Source organism: Paraglaciecola sp. 2405UD69-4, from assembly GCF_047525415.1.
GTDB lineage: Bacteria > Pseudomonadota > Gammaproteobacteria > Enterobacterales > Alteromonadaceae > Paraglaciecola.
This window is the reverse complement of sequence record NZ_JBLIXM010000001.1, coordinates 180,786-201,023: the sequence shown is the minus strand read 5'-3', so window position 1 is coordinate 201,023 and position 20,238 is coordinate 180,786. Positions and strand designations below refer to the sequence as shown.

Sequence of the window (20,238 nt, the reverse complement as noted above, 5' to 3'; positions counted from 1 at the left end):
AGCGCCTTACTTTGGTGCTTGCCTTCTTTGTTTAGAATCGAAATTTTGAAGTTTAAATACTGGCTGGAAAACATATCAGACTAGATAAATATCAAACCGATTCGCCTTTCCGGCCATCTCTACCTTTGGCTTTTTGCCTGCTAGATAGGGGGCGCCTGCTGGGCGCTTCACAACCACTCGTTTTTTAGCAAGTGCCAACGCAGGCGCTAATAGCAAATCAGCGTCTTCATCTGGCCCTAATAGCTGTTGAAATAAACGCATTTCTTTTTTAACCGCTGCGCTTTTTTTACGATGGGGAAACATAGGATCTAAATATACTACGTCTGGTGCTAGTCCTTGCCAGTTAGCCAATAACTCAGTTGCAATACCGTGGTGTAACTGCATTTTTTCAGGCAACCAACTTGATAACTCCTCATGGCTCGCTGCTCTATGCAGACCATCTTGCAACAAGGCAGCTACCACTGGTGAGCGCTCTATCATATCGAGTTTGCAGCCAAGGCTCGCTAAAACAAAGGCATCTCGGCCTAGGCCAGCTGTTGCATCAAGTACATGCCAATCTGTTTGTTTTTTAAGACCTACTGCTTTAGCTACTGCCTCTCCTTTACCGCCACCATGTTTACGCCTATAGGTTGCACTGTTCGATGCAAAGTCTACTAATACGGCTCCAGTTTTAGGTTCATCTAGCTGCCTCAACTCTAAATGACTATCTTGCTGAAATAGCGCTAATCCTTGCTCTGCAGTTGGGGTGAATCTTAAATTCCAGCGAGTAGCAGTGGCTTGTGCTTGCGTGATTAAGTCATCACTTGCCCCTAAAGGAACCGTAACAGGGACAGTATGTTCAGGTATTAATTTAAGCATGGCCAAAATGCTCTTTGTTACCTAACCACCGATTAATAATGGCTTGGGCGTTCGATGGGTATTGCTGCCATAAATGCTCTGCAATATTTTGAACCTGAGGGATAAGCTCAGCGTCACGAATTAAATCTGCGATTTTTAGGTCTGCAAGGCCAGTTTGCTTAGTCCCTAATAGCTCTCCTGGGCCACGTATTTCTAGGTCTTGTTGGGCGATATAAAAGCCGTCATTAGACTCTCTCAGCACAGCTAAACGTTTATTGGCTGTCTTCGACAGCGGGCTTTGATACATTAAGACGCAATGGCTTTCAACGGAGCCTCGCCCAACTCGCCCCCGCAATTGGTGTAGCTGCGCCAAACCTAGCCGTTCTGGGTTTTCAATGATCATCAGGCTCGCATTTGGAACGTCTACCCCCACTTCTATAACAGTGGTTGCTACTAGTAAGTCCAAAGTGCCGGCTTTGAAGTCATCCATAATCTGTTGTTTTTCATCAGATTTTAAACGCCCATGGACTAATCCTACTTTTAGCTCTGGCAAGGCGGTTCGCAATAAAATGGCGGTATCTTCTGCAGCTTGGCTTTGTAAAAACTCTGACTCATCAATTAGGGTACATACCCAATAGGTTTGCCTTCCTTGCTCCACACTGACTTGACGAACCCGGTTGATCACCTCATCGCGACGAGAGTCGGGTATTACCACTGTTTTAATTGGTGTACGCCCAGGTGGTAGCTCATCAATAATAGATGTATCTAAATCTGCATAAGCCGTCATAGCTAATGTTCTTGGGATAGGCGTAGCTGTCATAATAAGTTGGTGTGGAAACGCCCCTTGAGACTCGCCTTTTTTGCGCAGAGCTAAGCGCTGCCCCACACCAAACCTGTGCTGCTCATCGACTATCACTAAGGCTAAAGATGAAAACTCCACTGTATCTTGAAAAATAGCATGGGTACCCACTAACATTTTTATTTCGTTATTCGCCAGCTGAGCCAATACTTTCTCTCTAGCTTTGCCTTTTAACTTGCCCGCCAGCCAACCTATTTCGATACCCAGTGGTTCAAACCATTGCCTAAAGTTATTTGCATGTTGTTCTGCCAGTAACTCGGTAGGTGCCATCAAGCCCACTTGATAACCAGCGTGTATAGCAGATATTGCAGCTAATGCGGCAACTAAGGTTTTCCCAGAACCCACATCACCTTGAACTAACCTCATCATGGGCTGGTTTTGTTGCATGTCATCTTGAATGTCTGTGGTGACCCTTAACTGGGCATGAGTGGGTTTAAAGGGCAAACTAGCCAAAAATTGATTTAGCAAGCTTGCGGCTGGGCGAATTGGATAACTTGCTTGTTGTTGACTCTGCTGGCGCACCTTTAGCACACTTAAATGATGTGCCAACAGCTCTTCTACCACTAAGCGTTGCTGAGCTGGGTGCTTACCTTCTTCTAAGAGACTCAAAGTGACATCAGGCGCAGGCCGGTGCACTAAATGTAAGGCTTCTCCTAGGCTAAGCTGATGTTGATATAATCCTTCAGGTAATAACTCTGCTAATCCGCCCTTATCTAGTAAGGCCAATGCCTGTTCAGTTAAGCCTCGTAAGGTGAGCTGCTTAATACCATCTGTTGCTGGGTATACTGGGGTAAGTGACTCTTGCATAGAATCTGGCTTGTCTACATTAATAGACTTATATTCGGGGTGCATAATTTCGAGACCAAACTTCCCTGCTTTTACCTCACCAAAGCAGCGTATTGTGGTACCAATCTGTAGGTTGTTTTTTTGAGCTGCAGAAAAATGAAAAAAACGTAAGGTGACTGTACCAGTACCATCACTTACCCGAACCACTAACATACGTTTGCGGCCAAATTGAATATCACAAGACATTACCTCGCCTTGAATACTAGTATGCAAATGGGGCTGCAGATCTGCTATGGGATAAATTCGGGTGCGGTCTTCATATCTGTGTGGCAAATGAAACAGCAAATCCTGAACAGTAAGGATCGACAATTTCGCGAGTTTTTCTGCCGCTTTGCTTCCCACACCTTTTAATTCTGTCACCGGCTTTTGCGCTAGCCCTAACATGGTATATCCTTAGATAGTTTAATTGTTTACTACCCCTTTAAGCTTATAAAACAACCTATACTTCCCCTAACAAAATAGGCCGCCAATCTTTAAAGAAATTCAAGAGATCCGCAAGTAATACCCGCAACCTTTTTCAGAAACTTGAGCATAACTGGAAATTAGGGATTACACATCTACAAATCCTTGCTAATCTGATTTATATAAAGACCTAATAATTAAGTAATTTTTATTGATGGAGCAATCACGCACTTAACTTTACATGAATAGAATATTAGTTCAGAACGTTAAATATCGACGAGATATTATGAGAGCTCTAGCTTTATTCACCTTTGTAGGCGGGATAGTGTTTGCTGTACTTAACTTTATGCGAGGGTTAAACCTGTTAGCTAGTCTAGAGCTTACCTACAGCATATTCTCTATATATTTATGGTTTATTGTCCCTACCACGCACCACTTGTCTAGATGGATTTTATCTTACATCATTCCGTTTTTCTTAGTCATGATGTATGCCTTATCGCTCCCCAATACCTCATCCGCTGTTTTTGTATGGGTATTAATCATTCCCTTATTATCTTATTTACTGTTAGGGCGTCACCATGGTTTTTGGGTATCACTTATTTTTATATTTTTGGCTATTGTGCTTTATAACACCCGCTTTTTTGACTCCACTATCAGCTTTCCCTTAAATGCGGCGATGGCCATCAATGTTAGCTTAAGCTCACTGTTTGCTATGACTATTGCACATGTATATGAGCTTAATCGCGAAAAAAATGAAACACGCTTAATTGAATTAGCAGGCACAGATAAGCTAACAGGTTTGGCAAATCGAATGAAGTTAGATACGAGCTTTTTACACATATCTACGCTAGCCAAACGTCATAAATTACACTTTGTTTTAGTCTTATTTGATTTAGACTTTTTCAAAAATATTAATGATCAATATGGCCATGATGTAGGAGATAAAGCCTTAATTTTTGTGGCTGATTTTTTGAAGAAAAATACCAGAGAAAGTGATTTTCTAGTAAGAATGGGCGGTGAAGAATTCTTCTTAATGATGACCTGCTCTGATGCAAAAGAAGCCCATCAACATGTTGAACGTATTCGCAAAAGACTTGCAGAAAACCCTTTAATACACGACAACCTAAAGATCCCCATCACCCTAAGCGCAGGCCTTGCTACCTACAACCTTGATGGAACAAACCTTAATACATTGATTAAAAAAGCTGACGAGCGCTTGTATACAGCTAAAAAGAATGGCCGTAATCGTATCGTTTTTGAATAGCCATTGATTCTTCAATTATCAGCCAAGAGTGCCTATCTGAAGCATTGTTAGTTACCGTACTGCAACTCTTGCCACCAAGTATCGTCTGCCTCTATCACCCCTTCAGAATTAACATAGGGGTACGTTAAGCCTTTACGATCGCATATCTTTTTAAGGTTTGGAAAGCCACCAGCAAACAAGGTACGTTGACAACTTGCTTCATCGAGTAGCGGCTTATTATACATCCCTGCTAACTGTCTTTGGCGCTGTGCCTCATATAAAATTAGTGCTGCAGCCACTGATACATTCAGCGATTGCACCATACCCACCATAGGAATAATAATTTCTTTATCTGCCAAAGCCTTAGCTTGAGCACTCACGCCCAGTTTCTCTTGGCCTAAAAGGATGGCTGTAGGTTGGGTATAATCAACCTCTCGAAAATCCACTGCTGCAGGACTTAAGTTTGTCACTAAAACCTGCATATCCTGCTGTTTTAGAGTTTCAACAGCACTATCGATACTCGTATGCACTTGTGTTTCTACCCAGTGCTCACTGCCCATAGCAGTGGCTTTTAAAATGGCGCTCTTCCTTAGACCTGAAGCACTTTGTGGGCTTTCAACATCTTCTGAAACCACAGCATGAACCTTATGCACACCAACCGCATCACAACTACGCACAATCGCCGAAGCATTATGGGGTTTGTACAGCTGCTCTAAACATACAGTCAGGCTTGGTTGTCTTAGGGAGAGAAGTCGCCTAATACGGGCATACCGTTCAGGCGACATACTAGATTGGAAAGTCATTTAGGTATGAAACTACTATGGGCTTGTAAATTGATAGCCCTTATAATTCCATCACACCATCAATTTCAATTTGTACCCCTTTAGGCAATGCACTGATCTGCACCGCTGCCCTAGCAGGGTATGGCTGGTCGAAATACTGACTCATAATTTCATTCACTAGAGCAAACTTAGACAAATCAACTAAAAATATAGTTACTTTGGCTAAATCATTCACAGTTCCACCAGCAGCTTCACATACAGCGCTAACATTTTTAAACACTTGATGAGCTTGTTCTACAAAGTCTTCTGAAATGACTTCCATGGTTTCAGGAACAAGTGGAATTTGTCCCGATAAATACACTGTATTGCCACTTTTAACTGCTTGGCTATATGTGCCGATCGCCTGAGGCGCCTTGTCTGTATGGATTACCGACTTAGACATGATAATTTACCTTTTAAAAATTAAGATTTATGAAGATTTGTTTTATTTTGCTTGGCTTGGCTGTGTCGTGATACCCGTTGCACTTCAGGCATAGCGCGTATTTTGCGCATTACATTGGCTAGCTGTAACCGGTTTTCAGTCATCAACTCAATATCAATGTAATAAACGTTACTTTCTTTCTCTTCCGTTTGCAGGCTTACGATATTTGACCCACAACGAGCCACTGTATTAGTAAGTGTAGCTAAAGTGCCTTGATGGTTTACCAACTCAACACGCAAAGAGGTATGGAATTCTCCTTTAACATCCTCATCCCAGCGCATCACTAAAACTCGGTGCGGCTCTTCTTTGGTAAGCTTACGGATATTACTACAACCGTTTTGATGGATAACTAAACCTCTTCCTGGGCTTAATACCGCCACAATTTGATCCCCAGGAATTGGGTGGCAACATTGAGAATAAGAGACAAGTAACCCTTCTGTACCGCGAATCGCAACCTTACCTTCTTTATCAGACAAGTCTGTAGACTCACCCAACAAGCGCCTAGCTACGATTGCACTTAGTTCTTTTCCTAGGCCAATATCCGCTAATAATTCGTCGAAATTATTATGCTTAGTTTCTAACACTACCCGATTAATATCTTCCTCAGATACTTCATCTAATTTAACTTCGCCTAAAGCATGTCTAAGTAAACGATTACCCATCACGATAGCTTCTTCAGCCCGTTGATTTTTAAGATAATGACGAATGTTAGAGCGTGCTCTTGCTGTCACCACAAAATTTAACCAATTAGCATTGGGCTTGGCTCTGGGCGAGGTAATAATTTCAACAGTTTGCCCATTCTCTAATGGCTTACTAAGTGAATAGGGACGCCTCTCTACTTTTACGCCAACACAGGCGTTACCAATATCAGAGTGAACAGCGTAGGCAAAATCAACGGCCGTGGCCCCTAAAGGCAATTCAATAATTCGTCCGTCAGGTGAAAAAACGTAAATTTCTTCTGGAAACAGATCTGTCTTAACATTTTCAATAAACTCAAAGGAAGAGCTGGCACTTTGCTGTAACTCAATTAAAGACTGCATCCATTTACGGGCGCGCACTTGAGCTGTGGTACCTGAGCTTTCTTTCTCATCTTTGTATAACCAATGGGCGGCCACACCTTTGTCAGCCATATGGTCCATATTTTCAGTACGAATTTGAATTTCTACTGGGATCCCATGGGGGCCAATCAAAGAGGTGTGCAAAGACTGGTAGCCGTTAATTCTAGGTATTGCGATATAGTCTTTAAAGCGCCCTTCAATAGGTTTATATAGACCGTGCATAGCACCAAGAGCCCGATAACAATGATCAACTGATTCAACTACCACCCGAAAAGCATAGATATCCATCACCTCATTGAACATCAGTTCTTTATTCTTCATTTTGCAATAAATGGAATACAGGTGTTTTTCGCGGCCAATAACTACAGCTTCAATTTTTGAGCCTTCTAGGCGAGCTTCTACTTCTTTTCGCGTGTTTTCTATAATTTCTTTACGATTGCCACGCGCCTGCTTTACCGCTCCCATCAAAGCACGGTGCCTTAATGGATACATGGCCTGAAAACCTAAATCTTCAAGCTCATTTTTAATATCATGGATCCCCAACCTGTGGGCAATAGGTGCATATATTTCTAGGGTTTCGCGAGCAATTCGGCGACGTTTATCGGGGCGTAACGAGCCCAAAGTACGCATATTATGGGTTCTGTCTGCAAGCTTGATCAGGATAACCCGTATATCTTGCACCATAGCCATCATCATTTTACGGAAGTTTTCAGCTTGTGCTTCAAGCTTATTACTAAAGTGTATCTTTTCTAATTTACTAACGCCTTCAACTAATTCAGCGACGGTTTCACCAAACTGTTCGCTTAAGTCTTCTTGGCTGTAATCAGTATCTTCAATAACATCATGTAATAAGGCAGCCATGAGGGTTTCATGGTCAAGGCGCATATCCGCTAAAATGCCAGCTACAGCTACAGGATGAGTGATATACGGATCACCACTAGAGCGCATTTGGCCATCATGAGCGTCTCTTGCTAAAACAAACGCACGCTGGGTCTCAGCAACCTTGTCAGGTGGCAAATAAGATTCAAGCTTTTGTTTAAGACCCTCAAACAGATACACAGTAACTACTTTTATTAATGAATGAATAATCTAAGAATACGGGGAATTTCGGGGGATGCCAACGGCAATAATTAAATTTATGAGAATTGTCTAAAAAAGCTGAAAATACTTACCCCGACTGTATATGAAATAGACTGACGAGGTAAATATTTATCGTAAAATGTTAAGATTAAAAGCCTAGTGAATTAACCTAACCTTAAAATCAAAAAATCTTACTGCTCGGCTAAGATATTAGCGACTGAATCAAATTCAGCTTGGTCTTGCACTTGTTGGTCACGTAAAGAATCTGCTTCTAATGTATCAGCAGTCACTAGACCTTCTTCAATTTCACGTAGGGCAACAACCGTTGGCTTATCTGTGCCACGATTTACCATAGGTTCTTTTCCTTCAATGGCAATTTGACGTGCACGACGAGCGGCCACTAATACTAAATCAAATCTGTTGCCAACTTTATCTACTGCGTCTTCAACTGTTACGCGGGCCATGATGATCTCCGTCGATGGTAATATATAAAAAAAGGTCGCGTAGTGTACTGGCTAACGCAACAATTTTAAAGCTATTTGATCAAATATTGATTATTTATCCGTCAATAGATTATCAAACAAGCTTTCATAGCGAATAATTTGCTTTTCTTTACGCAAGCGCCTAGTTGTCACTATAGCTTCAAGCTCATTTAATGCCGCTTCAAAATCATCATTTACCACAATAAAATCAAACTCATGGTAATGGGATATTTCAGATACTGCTTTCGTCATACGCTCTGCAATCACCTCAGCAGAGTCTTGCCCTCTTTGAGTTAAACGCCTTTGTAATTCTTCTTTTGATGGCGGCGCAACAAATATAGTGGCGGTATCAGGAATTTGCGCTTTAACTTGCCTAGCACCTTGCCAATCAATATCTAAAAACACATCTATTCCTTTGGCTAAGGTCTGTTCGATAACCACTCTAGATGTTCCGTAGTAATTACCGAAGACTTCTGCCCACTCAAAAAACGAGTTTTCAGCAATTAAGGCTTCGAATGCAGCATGATCAACAAAATGGTAATGCACGCCATCAACCTCGCCAGGCCTAGGAGCTCGAGTGGTGTGGGAAACAGACACTTGCATAGCATTGTTATGATCATCAGATTCTTGATGTTTTTCCAATAAGGCCTTAATAAGGCTAGATTTTCCTGCACCTGAGGGAGCAGCAAGAATGAATAAATTTCCGAGAGTTTGAGGCATTTTTATCTTTTACGTATTAAATGTTATGTCGCAGTTAGTTGGCAATGGTAGCATAGTCTATATCAAGGGCCGAGTGCCTAAGTTTAATTAGTCTTAACAGGTAGCAACATGAACGACAGCCAATATCATCAAATGACAGATGACTTACTTATCGATATTGAAGAAATGTTAGATGAATGCGAAGTCGATATTGATTATGAATCAGCAGGCAGCATTCTGACCATGACCTTTGTAAATGGTACAAAAATTATCATCAACAAACAGCCACCATTACAGCAATTGTGGATGGCCACTAAGTATAATGGTCATCATTTTAATTTTGAAAATGAGCAATGGATAGACGAACGCACCGGCGTAGAGTTTTGGTCATTTTTAGATGAAGCTATTTCAAAACAAGCTGAAGCAAACGTTAATCTTAGAAAATCTTAAGAGCCTTAAATATGAGTCAAGAATTGTTACCTTATGTAGAAGTTAATCCTACTCAAACACCTAAAGCAGTTGTAATTTGGTTACATGGTTTAGGGGATTCTGGAAACGGCTTTGCGCCAATTGTTCCCGAATTAAAATTACCAGAAGATTTAGCTATTCGCTTTGTTTTCCCCCATGCACCAATCCGCCCTATTACTATAAATGGCGGTATGGAAATGCGCGCTTGGTATGACATTGCAAGCATGGACTTTAACAACAGAGCAGACAGCAAGGGCGTGAAAGAATCGGCAGCCCAAGTTGAAGCCTTAATTGAAGCAGAAATCAGCAAGGGTATTCCCGCAAATAAAATTATTTTGGCTGGTTTTTCTCAAGGTGGCGTGATCGCCTTACACCTTGGTACGCGTTACGAAAAAACCTTAGCTGGTATTATGTCTTTGTCGAGTTACATGAGCGAGCCTGAAAAACTTAGCGCCGAAGCCAGTAACGCTAACAAAAAGACTCCTGTATTAGTGGCTCATGGTACTCAAGATGAAGTGGTACCAATCATGATGGGAAATAGTGCATTTAAAGTCTTAGAGAGTAATGGATATACAGCGACTTGGAACGAATATGCCATGCCGCACAGCGTGTGTAAGCAAGAGATAGATGATATTTCTGTATGGTTACAGCAAAAATTAAAGTAGTAAGTATTTATTAACTTGGTTTTATTTTAATACTAGATGTTTGATTGAAGCCTTGGCAGGCAAACCAAATGAATTAGGTGTTGTCTGCCTTTGATATTAACTGACTAAATTGCGCAAGAGCTGACTTTATCTCAACTATGTTGAAGCTGTCAGTTGCCTCGATAAGCTTCTCAGAAAAAGCCTGCAAGACTTCAGATTGATAGGTTTTAGATAGTGCCAGCAGTTCATTTGCAAACTCAGCAATATCACTTAAATTATTGCTTTGCTTGAGCTGCTCACACCTAACTAAAAATGTATTTTTGAGCCTACTATTGAGCTCATCACCAAACCCTAACTCCACTTTTTCAGTCGACTCAACAGCTACCACTCTATGACTCAAATGTTTTTGTAATTCGGCTACTAACTCTTGCTTTAATACGGGTTTACGTAAATACCCAATAAAGTTTTCTCTTCTTTGTCGTTCGTAATCATCTCGCATCACCGAGGCTGTCAATGCCACAATGGGAAGTGTTGGTTTTGAAAGCTTGATAATATTAGCAGCTTTGTAACCATCCATGACTGGCATTCGAATATCCATAATAATTAAGTCAAAATACTGAGCTTCACTAATATCTACAGCTTGTTGACCATTTTCAGCCTCGACACACTCGATATTTAAGCTTCTAAAGATCTCGATTAATAAAGCTCGGTTATCTTCTATGTCATCTACAACTAACACCCGTGCTGGCTCAAACTCTACCTTGGCACTAGATTGAACCAGGTGTGGCAAACTTGTGGGCGTTTCATCAACTGCCAAAATATCCACAGATTTTAAAAACACCGAAAAACATGACCCTTGATTAGGCGTACTGGTTACTGAAATTTTGCCGCCCATAAGCTCAATCAAACGTTTACTAATGGTTAACCCTAGCCCTGTACCACCATATTGTCTGACACTCTGTCCCTCATGTTGTTGAAAACTCTCAAAAATATGCTCCAGCATATTATGCTCAATGCCTATACCTGTATCTTCAACATCAATTCGTAAGTCTAACTTACTGTGAATGGAGTTTTCGTTTTCAGCAACGACTCTAAGAGTGACACTTCCAGACTCGGTGAACTTAACTGCATTACCAACTAAATTAAACAACACCTGCCGAATACGTGCAGAGTCTAGTAGCAAAGCTTGGGGGATCCTTTCATCTACATCTAGCATAAAGTCCAGCCCTTTAGCACGGACATTCATAGTAAAAACGTTACCGATTTCATCAAACACATTATGTGGATTACAAACTTCTTTAGAGATATTAAGTTTACCCGCCTCAATTTTAGACAAGTCCAAAATGTCATTAATCAATAACAGCAAAGAGTTACCAGCAGATTTAATAGTAGAGATAAAAGATTTCAGTTTAGTATCTTGAACTTGCTCGTGAAGTAATTCAGTAAAACCAATAATTGCGTTCATAGGCGTACGAATTTCATGACTCATATTGGCTAAAAATTCAGACTTGGCATTATTAGCTGACTCTGCATGGGTTTTAGCCTGTTGCAGTGCTCTTTCCATAGACACACGCTCATTCAAATTAACGATTATGTGTAGCCACGCATCTTCATTGTGATATTGAATGGCAATAATCGACAGCAAGCCTTCTATTGTTTGCCCATTTAAAGTAGTGATTTGCGTCTGTTGCTCAAAGGTGTCTTGGCTATTGCCTTGATAAAAACACGAACCAGAAACAGAGCCTAAACTCTCTTGTTGTAAGCCCAGAGATTGAATCGCATTTTCATTCGCCATTAGTAGCAAATTAGTTGCTGCATCCACCACATATACAATCACAGGAATGTTATTGATAACCACAGATAAATTCCGCTCACTTTGTATCAAAGATAACTCTGTGGCTGCCCGTAACTGTACTTCTCGTTTAAGACGGCGATTCCAAAAAAACACTAATGAAATAATCAAAATAGCAATTAATGAAATAACAAAAATAAGTTGATAATCGGTTTTGACAAGAAACTCTTTATTGCCCCATTTATCTAAAATTTGCTGTTTTTCTACAGTACTGATACTCGCCAAGGCTTTATTAATTAGGGGAATTAGTGGGGCCAAGTCTGGTTGTACAACAAAACCAAGCTCAAGGGTGTATTCGGTTTTCCCTACTACCTGCAAGTTGGTATAGCCATTTTCAGCAACCAAATAGTTTATTTGCGCAAGAGGGCCAATAAATACGTCAGTTTTACCCACATAAAGATCCTCTAAGCCAGCCTTCGCAGAGGCAACCAACTCGAACTCAGAGTTAGGGTAACGTTTGATTAATGCATTTGTGCTTGCATAATCGTCAATTAAACTAATGCGCTTATCTAAAACATTACTAACATTATCTATATATTGATGCTCATTTCGCATCACTATAACGAAGGGACTTTGAATAAAACTATCAGTGAACAATAAGTCTTGGAACGGTTTATAGGTGCTGGCTGCTACACCAATATTAACCTTATCATCCAACATTAAATCTACGCTTTTTTGCCAGCTGTCAGTGTTAACTTGAATAAAATCAATATTCAAGGTTTTGGCCACTATGCTGTAATACTCAGGCAACATTCCTTGATGCTCACCACTTTCATCAATTGACTCAAATGGCATCCAGTTAGGATCCGCTACAAAAGTAAGATTACTATGCTTGAGTAGCCAAGCTTGCTCAGATTTAGTTAACTCGACTCGAGGTAGATTTTCTGTGTGCCGCTCTATACCCCACTTATCAATAATACTGTCAAATTTGCGCCCCTTAATGTGCAATAAAGCCTGATTAATAATATCGGCTAAGGGCTGGTAATCATTTCTTACTGCAATATGTAATGAGCTAGAAGGTACATTCGGAAGAGGCTTAAATGGAATAATATTGCCAATGTCATTTTGCCTAAGTAGGTAACTCACCACTGCATGGGAATCAAACATCACATCTGCTTGGTTTTTTAAAATTAAATCAAGCGCCTGCCTTGGAGAGTCCACATAAATAAACTGCATATCCGGAACTTCTTCACGGATTTCTTGCTCCATAGCTGCATCACGAACTATGGCCAAACGTAACCCAGAAAGCTGCTCCAACTCTGTAATAGCCAAGTCGTCGCGAATAAAAAAGTAATTCAACAACTCAAAATAAGGCAGCGTAAACAATAAATGAGGGAGGCGTTCTTCAGTTTTAAAGGCCGCAACCAAGAGATCACTTTGCTTTTGCTCAACATTTTCTAACGAGGCCTCCCAGACGTTAGTGGTAACAGCAAATTGCAACCCAGTTAACTGTGAAATCTCTGCTAACAGGTCTTTACCCACACCATCATAGTCACCGTATTCATTTTGAAACTCAAAAGGCGCCCACGCATTGTCACCAGCCACATTAATAACTGGATGGTTTTGAATCCATTGCTTTTGTTGTTTAGTAAGCGTGAGTTCTGAGGAGGAGGAAAGCTCTGCTGGCAGGCTTGTCTCACCTCCAAACCAGCGGTTTTGGATATTACGGTGCTGCTCTGTAGAAATAGCAGCTAACCCTTTTTGAATAATGCTAGCGAGTTCTGGGTAAGCCTTAGTTGACGCAATATGCAGTGTTTTTTTACCTAAATAACGGGCGGATTTAAAAGGAACAATAGTGTTTATTCCCTCCAATTGCAGAATGTAAGTAAGGGCTCCGTAGGTATCAAATAACAAATCTGCTCGATTTTCTAAGACTGCATCGATTGCAGCAGATATGGTCGGCACATCAATAATTTGTATTAGGGGAAAATGTTCTTGTATGAGTGCTTTATGGGCGAAGTCAGTAGGGATAGCGACGCGCTTGCCGTTAAGATCATCAAGGGTACGAACCGCTAAATCTTTACGAACAAAAAAGTAGTCTAATGCCTCAAAATAAGGTTCAGAGAAATTTAAAAAAGCCTCTCTATCTGCGGTTTTGTAGACCGCAGCCAATATTTGAACCTGATTATTTTTAGCTTTATTAAGATTGCTCTTCCAGTCATCTATGGAGACTTGAAACTTTAGGCCCGTATTATTCGAAATAAGCTGCAAATAGTCAGCAGCAATTCCCTGATAATTTCCTTGCTTGTCTGCAAAGTCAAAAGGGGCCCAATCAGGTCCACCTCCAACAATGACATTTGGGTGAGCCTCAATCCAGGCTTGTTCTATTTGAGTTAATGGGACTTTCATGCCGCCTGCAGCATCTTCTGCCTGAACTGGTTGCAGGGCTAAAATCAAAAACCAAACCACATACCACCAGTGACGACATTTCATATTATTGATTCATTATCTCTAAAAATTCAGGTAGATGAGTAATTAATATATCGACTAAAGCTGGGTCAAAGTGCTTTCCGCGATTTTCTTGAATGTATTGCACTGCGTCATCTACAGTCCACGCACTTTTATATTGCCGCTTATGGGTTAAGGCATCAAACACATCCGCCAGCGCCACTATTCGTCCGAAGATATGAATTTCATCTCCTTTTAAACCCCTAGGGTAGCCAGTACCATCCCATTTTTCATGATGCTCGTGGGCAATAATTGCCGCAGCAGTGGTTAAACGACGTTTTGAATTTTTTAGCAATTCATAACCCTTTTCAGCATGGGTTTTCATGATTGCCATTTCGTCATCGGTTAACTTGCCAGGCTTATGTAAAATATCTTCAGGAATGGCTATCTTGCCTATATCGTGCATGGGAGAAGCTAAAAATATACTGTTAACTTCTTCTTCAGATAAAAAATCAACTTTTTGAGCTAGCAACTTACAAATGTCAGCAACACGTTTTATGTGCTGTCCGGTTTCGTCTGAAGTTGATTCCATAACCTCCATTAAAATGTAGATCATTTCACACTGGTTATCTTCAATCTCTTTGGTGAGCCTACGGGCTTGTAAATTAGCTTTTACCTCAATCTCATTACTGCGGTTTTTTAAAGCTTGCCGTGAAATGGCCAGTTCGATATGGGTTTTCACTCTAAATAAGAGTTCATTAGCGTGAAAAGGCTTAACAATATAATCCACCCCACCCACTTGAAACCCTTTTGAGATAGCATCTACATCCGCTTTTGCTGTAAGAAATATGACAGGGGTATCTTTTACGTGATCGAGTTGCTTGATTTGAACACAGACATCATACCCATTAATTTTGGGCATCATGATATCCAACAAAATAAGATCAAAAGCATGATTTTTTATAAGGTCTAATGCTTCTTGTCCATCGGAGGCGAAAGAAAACGTATAGCTTTCTTCTTTAAGGATATTCATAGCCACCTGAATGTTTTCAGATACATCATCAACAATCAGGATATGTATGTCTTTACCGCTTTTCAAAATGTCGTCCCTATCATCAAAAAAACTGCTTATGTACAAGTCTTCAGGAGTCTACAACATTCCATAACTATGGTTAAGAAAAAAACAGCAATAAAATTAGTGACTTTGCAGCCATAAATTAAAGGGATATGTAAGGCGACCATGTACAATAAAAAGCGACTATTAGCGGCATATTTAAGGTGCTAATAGCCCGTGATAAAAATGTGATGAAATCATATGAATCAATCTCCGGTTTTATAATGCAAGATTGTTCACTTAAATAGGAGAACCCCATGAACAAATTTTTGAAAACACTTAGCGTATTGGTTTTTGGCTTATTCGCGCTTCCAGCTTTAGCTGCGGACAGCGCGGTAAAAACAGGATTTTTTAATAACACAGCAATTGAAGGCTATGACACTGTAGCTTATTTTACTGAAGGAAAAGCAGTGAAAGGCAGTGACAAGTTCACATTCACATGGCGTGACGCTGACTGGCATTTTTCTAGCCAAGAAAACCTAGCGTTATTTAAAGAGGCGCCAGAAAAATATGCGGCACAATATGGTGGTTACTGTGCTTGGGCAATGGCTTCGGGTAAAACAGCAGGTATCGACCCAGAAGTTTGGCACATAGAAAATGGTAAGCTGTACCTAAACTACAACAAAAAAGTACAGGATGACTGGTTTAGCGATCTTCAAGAAGACATACTTGCTGCGGATCAAAAATACCCAGAAGTAACCGACGTCAACAAATATCAGTAATATCACTGAACCTTAATAGCAACCCAGCCTGTTTTAACAGGCCGGGTTTTTATACATTTTTAAAAACCCTAATTTGTTTTTAGCCAAGCCGCCATCAGCCTGATAAGATCCACGCAATAAGGTCAATCATACGATCACGTGATCACTGTTATTTAGGAAGTGTTATGGCAATCCGTACTATCCGTATCGCAACACGCAAAAGCGCCTTAGCGTTATGGCAAGCCGAATATGTAAAATCCGCTTTATTAAAGGCTCATCAAAACATTCAAGTTGAATTAGTGCCCATGAGCACCCAAGGCGACAAAATCCTTGATACACCTCTGGCTAAAATTGGCGGTAAAGGCCTATTTATAAAAGAGCTAGAAGTTGCCATGAACGAAGGCCGTGCTGATATTGCGGTTCACTCCATGAAAGATGTGCCTGTTGAGTTTCCTGAAGGCTTTGGGTTGCACGCTATTTGTGAACGTGAAAACCCCTTTGATGCATTTGTATCTAACACTTTTACAGACTTAGCCTCTTTACCCCAAGGTGCAGTGGTAGGTACCTCAAGCTTACGCCGCCAGTGTCAATTAAGAAAAATGCGCCCTGGCTTAGTTATTAAAGACTTACGAGGCAATGTTAATACTCGATTAGCCAAGCTAGATGCTGGGGAGTACGATGCAATTATTCTCGCAGCAGCGGGCTTAATTCGATTAGGCATGCAAGACCGCATTCGCTATGACATTCCAGCAGCAGAGTCATTACCTGCAGTAGGACAAGGCGCAGTGGGTATAGAATGCCGTAATGATGATGCTGAACTTATTGCCCTTTTAGCACCGCTTAATCACGCAGAGACTGCAACCCGAGTTCGCTGCGAACGCGCCATGAACGCTAAGCTAAATGGCGGCTGCCAAGTTCCAATCGGTAGCTTTGCCACCCTAGAGCAACAACAAGTTACCTTAAAAGGATTAGTTGGCTCACCAGATGGAAACACCTTATTACAAGCCACTGCTAGCGGAACATTTGAACAAGCAGAACAGGTTGGTGAGCAAGTCGCACAGCAATTACTTGACCAAGGGGCAGGTGAAATACTTGCAGCCCTACACGCAGACTAAGCTTTGAGCTTTTTATTACTAAGGCCACAAGGTAAATGTGTTAAAAGCGCATTAGCACTTAACAATGCGAATATAGCAACCGTTGCCTGTGGTCTTATTGATACCCAACTCGACTCCCAGGCTATTGAGCTTTTACCCGCTAAAATTGCAGCCCTAGATAAAATCTCTGCAGCGACTATTTATGTCATAGTCACCAGCACAGTGGCTGCAGAGCAATGCATTAAACTTAAAAACACTTGGCCAGAGAAAATAATATTTTTTGCGGTAGGCAATAGCTCTGCCGATATATTACGAAAGGCCGCTTTTGATGTTATTACACCAATTGAAGCCCGCACTGAAGGGCTATTGGCTCTACCTCAGCTCAATCAAGTCTCAGACAAAAAAATCATTATCATGAAAGGCTATGGTGGCCGAGAATTACTAGTGGATACCTTAAAGAAACGAGGCGCACTGGTTGATGAGTGGGAAGTCTACAAACGGGTTAAAATAGCCAAGCCCGAGTCAACACAAGACTGGCAACAAGAGCAAATTCGTTGCATTATTGCAACCAGTGGCGAAGTAATTCAGGCAGCCTTTGAATATTTTGAGCAAACTTGGTTACAAACAAAAGACTGGATTGTGGTAAGTGAACGTACCGCAGAAATCGCAAAAAAAATGGGCGTAAGCCACATAAGTGTCAGTCGCGATGCCAGTGATAAGGCAATCATTCAATGCGCACAGCTTTATTTGACTCGCGCGGGACATTCTACGGAGCTTTAGATGGCAGATAATAAAGATGAATTAAGTGCAGCAGACCAAAAAGCGTTAGCTGAGCTAGAAAAACAAGTGGCAAAAAGTAAAACCGATACAAGCGCTGCAACCAAACCTACCCCAAAAGATGAAAAGCCCGGCGCTAGATCCAGTGCAAACTTTAAAACCACTAGTGCCAACCTAAAGCCAGCAAGCGACAAGCCCCAAGCAAAAGCTAAAACCGGCTTGTTATGGTTAGTGACGATTATCAATTTATTGTTGTTAGTTGCTATCGTAGCAGCAGGATACTGGGCATGGCTGCAGTGGCAAGCGCAATCCAAAGCCCAAGATAACACCTTAATTGAACAGCAAAATGTTGTTTCCGCTCAAGCACAAACAGTCAAGCAAACCCTAGCGGCAAACCAACAACTTAAAGTTGAGTTGCAAGCACAAAACCAAGGGCTGCAAACAAGCGTTAATAGCCTAGTTGAACAACTACAATTAACAGACTCACAAACACAGAGTAACCAAAGGCAGTTAACCGAGCTTTCTGGAAGACGCCCCGCAGATTGGTTATTAGCCGAAGCTGATTATTTAGTGCGTATGGCTGGCCGTAAATTATGGCTGGAACACGATGTAAAAACCGCCATTATGATGCTGCAATCTGCAGATAGCCGAATTCAAGACCTAGACGACCCAAGTTTATTACCGGTTCGTGAATACTTAGCTGCAGATATACAAAACTTACAGCAGATAAACCAAGTATCCACTAGCTCTATCGCCCTTGCACTAGGCGCCATGCTAAAACAAGTCGATAGTCTGCCTTTAGTATTTTTTGAACGCCCTAAAGAAGAAGTAACCGAGCAAGCTGTTACAGACTCTGTAGATGACTGGCGCAGTAATTTTATGCGTAACTTTAAAGAAGTGACCAAAGACTTCTTTAGCTATAAAAAAGTCACCACAGACATCAAACCGTTTATGTCTGAACAACAGCGCTGGCTACTTAAAGAACAGTTAAGCTTTGCCCTAATGCAAGCGCAAATAGCTGTTTTACAAGAAAACCAAACCTTATATCAACAAGCGCTGCAACAAGGCTTTGCGTTACTAATTGAACACTTTGATACCGAGCAAGACATAGTTGTGCAGTTCACAGAAAGTTTGAGCAATTTACAGCAGACTGATTTTTCCCGTGATTACCCATCACAGCTAGAAGCCGCGCCCTTGCTGCAGGATGTCATTGAGAGTCGCTTAGATAGCCGTTTTGTCAACGGAAGTAACTAATTATGAATCAGTTAATTCGAATTTTTGTGGTGTTTTTTGTGCTACTGATAGCATTAGTCATAGCGGCCATGTTTTTTGATGACAGAGGCTACGTGCTAGTTGAATTTAGTGGCAGCATAATAGAAATGAATGTGATGTCTTTGTGTTTATCACTCATCTTTATTTTTATAGGCTTTATGCTAATTAACTTCATCATAAAACTATTATTAGCCGCAGCTAGCGGCTCAAGAAGTTGGTTTGGCAGTTGGGGACACCGTAAAAATCAAAAAGCCTTTACCCAAGGATTACTCGCTTTGGCAGAAACCAACTATATTGCCGCCAGAGAGCATTTACAGAAAATAGAAAACGTAGACTTTGATGGCTTAAATTTATTAGCCGCAGCCGATGTAGAGTTACAACTAGGGCAACCAGAAAAAGCCAAAGCCCTATGGAAGAAAGCCACCTCTTACGACAAAGCTTCACTGGCAGCCAACCTATGTTTAATCCGTGATGCCCTAAACACACAAGATCACGCCACAGCATTGAAACTTATCGAAGAATTAGATCCTCAACAGCAAAGCCAAACACCGGTTATCAAACTTTGGGCGCAGGCACTTTACCAATCAAGAAAATGGCAAATACTTAAAGATAAGTTAAAAGGTTGGAAAAAAGCCTTAGGAGCTGATTACGAAGTATTTATGCAACACGCTTCTACAGGTAGCTTTGCTGAAATCGCCAGTAAAGAAGGCGCGGCTCAACTAAAACAAAATTGGCAAGCATTACCCAGAGCCACACGTAAAGATCCTGCTCAGCAGGCTTCCTATATTCAACAATTAATAGACCAAGGGCTTCATTCAGACGCTGAAAGTGCCCTAGTCGAATATCAAAAATCAGGCCCACATGCCCTACTGTTACCCTTGTTTAAACAAATTAAATTGCCTAACCCAAGCTTAGCCATTAAAAAGCTCGAAGCATGGTTAAAACAAGATGCCGAAAACGTAGAACTACTCTCAGTGCTTGGGCACATTGCCCATAACGCAGGTGACGACCTACTTGCTGAAAAAGCACTAGCTAAAGCTATCAAACTAGGCAGCCAACAAGCAGACTTAATGCTTATGGCTAGCATAAAAGAGAAGCAGCACGACGATAGCCAAGCCCTGCAACTATATAAACAAAGCATGCAGCAAGCTAAGTAGTT

The 20,238-nt window shown here is 41.1% G+C and carries 17 protein-coding genes; 8 read left to right on the top strand and 9 right to left on the bottom strand.

Going from position 1 to position 20,238, the window contains the following annotated elements; all coding sequences use genetic code 11:
* Window positions 1-75 precede the first annotated feature (75 nt).
* Together ACMUMK_RS00905 and recG are read right to left on the bottom strand one after the other, a co-directional pair.
* The gene (locus ACMUMK_RS00905; protein ID WP_414699249.1) at window positions 76-858 is read right to left on the bottom strand and encodes a class I SAM-dependent methyltransferase; all 783 of its coding nucleotides are present in this window, start codon (window positions 856-858) and stop codon (window positions 76-78) included.
* Window positions 851-2,926, bottom strand: coding sequence for an ATP-dependent DNA helicase RecG (gene recG / locus ACMUMK_RS00900; RefSeq protein ID WP_414699248.1), 2,076 nt, complete (start codon window positions 2,924-2,926; stop codon window positions 851-853). Before recG ends, ACMUMK_RS00905 begins: the two co-directional genes overlap by 8 nt.
* 259 nt (window positions 2,927-3,185) lie before the next feature.
* On the opposite strand from recG, the gene ACMUMK_RS00895 reads away from it, so the two are divergent.
* Window positions 3,186-4,208, top strand: coding sequence for a GGDEF domain-containing protein (locus ACMUMK_RS00895; protein ID WP_414699247.1), 1,023 nt, complete (start codon window positions 3,186-3,188; stop codon window positions 4,206-4,208).
* A gap of 47 nt (window positions 4,209-4,255) precedes the next feature.
* On the opposite strand, the gene trmH is transcribed toward ACMUMK_RS00895, so the two are convergent.
* The 5 genes from trmH to gmk all read right to left on the bottom strand — a co-directional run bounded on the left by trmH (window position 4,256) and on the right by gmk (window position 8,790).
* Window positions 4,256-4,972 carry a tRNA (guanosine(18)-2'-O)-methyltransferase TrmH gene (gene trmH, locus ACMUMK_RS00890; protein WP_414700305.1) on the bottom strand — a complete coding sequence of 239 codons (717 nt, stop codon included), beginning with the start codon at window positions 4,970-4,972 and terminating at the stop codon, window positions 4,256-4,258.
* A gap of 58 nt (window positions 4,973-5,030) precedes the next feature.
* Entirely contained in the window at window positions 5,031-5,411 is a 381-nt protein-coding gene (locus ACMUMK_RS00885) for a RidA family protein (RefSeq protein WP_414699246.1), read from the bottom strand.
* A 20-nt stretch (window positions 5,412-5,431) separates the two neighbouring features.
* On the bottom strand, window positions 5,432-7,567 hold the full coding sequence (gene spoT / locus ACMUMK_RS00880; RefSeq protein WP_414699245.1) for a bifunctional GTP diphosphokinase/guanosine-3',5'-bis pyrophosphate 3'-pyrophosphohydrolase: 2,136 nt from the start codon (window positions 7,565-7,567) through the stop codon (window positions 5,432-5,434).
* A 212-nt stretch (window positions 7,568-7,779) separates the two neighbouring features.
* The gene (rpoZ, locus tag ACMUMK_RS00875) at window positions 7,780-8,052 is read right to left on the bottom strand and encodes a DNA-directed RNA polymerase subunit omega (protein WP_414699244.1); all 273 of its coding nucleotides are present in this window, start codon (window positions 8,050-8,052) and stop codon (window positions 7,780-7,782) included.
* A gap of 90 nt (window positions 8,053-8,142) precedes the next feature.
* Window positions 8,143-8,790, bottom strand: a complete 648-nt coding sequence (gene gmk / locus ACMUMK_RS00870) for a guanylate kinase (RefSeq protein WP_414699243.1) — start codon at window positions 8,788-8,790, stop codon at window positions 8,143-8,145.
* A gap of 108 nt (window positions 8,791-8,898) precedes the next feature.
* On the opposite strand from gmk, the gene cyaY reads away from it, so the two are divergent.
* Together cyaY and ACMUMK_RS00860 are read left to right on the top strand one after the other, a co-directional pair.
* On the top strand, window positions 8,899-9,219 hold the full coding sequence (gene cyaY, locus ACMUMK_RS00865; protein WP_414699242.1) for an iron donor protein CyaY: 321 nt from the start codon (window positions 8,899-8,901) through the stop codon (window positions 9,217-9,219).
* An 11-nt stretch (window positions 9,220-9,230) separates the two neighbouring features.
* Window positions 9,231-9,902: an alpha/beta hydrolase gene (locus ACMUMK_RS00860; protein WP_414699241.1), complete on the top strand. Its 672-nt coding sequence runs from the start codon at window positions 9,231-9,233 to the stop codon at window positions 9,900-9,902.
* A gap of 73 nt (window positions 9,903-9,975) precedes the next feature.
* On the opposite strand, the gene ACMUMK_RS00855 is transcribed toward ACMUMK_RS00860, so the two are convergent.
* Window positions 9,976-14,166, bottom strand: a complete 4,191-nt coding sequence (locus ACMUMK_RS00855) for a transporter substrate-binding domain-containing protein (protein WP_414699240.1) — start codon at window positions 14,164-14,166, stop codon at window positions 9,976-9,978.
* 1 nt (window position 14,167) lies between these two features.
* The gene (locus ACMUMK_RS00850; protein WP_414699239.1) at window positions 14,168-15,220 is read right to left on the bottom strand and encodes an HD domain-containing phosphohydrolase; all 1,053 of its coding nucleotides are present in this window, start codon (window positions 15,218-15,220) and stop codon (window positions 14,168-14,170) included.
* Window positions 15,221-15,492: 272 nt separating this feature from the next.
* Between ACMUMK_RS00850 and ACMUMK_RS00845 the strand changes: the two genes are divergently transcribed.
* From ACMUMK_RS00845 to ACMUMK_RS00825, 5 genes are all read left to right on the top strand, one after another.
* On the top strand, window positions 15,493-15,957 hold the full coding sequence (locus ACMUMK_RS00845; RefSeq protein WP_414699238.1) for a YHS domain-containing (seleno)protein: 465 nt from the start codon (window positions 15,493-15,495) through the stop codon (window positions 15,955-15,957).
* Window positions 15,958-16,121: 164 nt separating this feature from the next.
* The gene (gene hemC, locus ACMUMK_RS00840; RefSeq protein ID WP_414699237.1) at window positions 16,122-17,051 is read left to right on the top strand and encodes a hydroxymethylbilane synthase; all 930 of its coding nucleotides are present in this window, start codon (window positions 16,122-16,124) and stop codon (window positions 17,049-17,051) included.
* A 3-nt stretch (window positions 17,052-17,054) separates the two neighbouring features.
* Window positions 17,055-17,810, top strand: coding sequence for a uroporphyrinogen-III synthase (locus tag ACMUMK_RS00835; RefSeq protein ID WP_414699236.1), 756 nt, complete (start codon window positions 17,055-17,057; stop codon window positions 17,808-17,810).
* Complete coding sequence (locus ACMUMK_RS00830; RefSeq protein ID WP_414699235.1) at window positions 17,811-19,061, top strand: uroporphyrinogen-III C-methyltransferase; 1,251 nt, start codon at window positions 17,811-17,813, stop codon at window positions 19,059-19,061.
* A 2-nt stretch (window positions 19,062-19,063) separates the two neighbouring features.
* A complete protein-coding gene (locus tag ACMUMK_RS00825; protein WP_414699234.1) occupies window positions 19,064-20,236 on the top strand; it encodes a heme biosynthesis HemY N-terminal domain-containing protein in 1,173 nt (390 codons plus the stop codon).
* The last annotated feature ends 2 nt before the right edge of the window (window positions 20,237-20,238 follow it).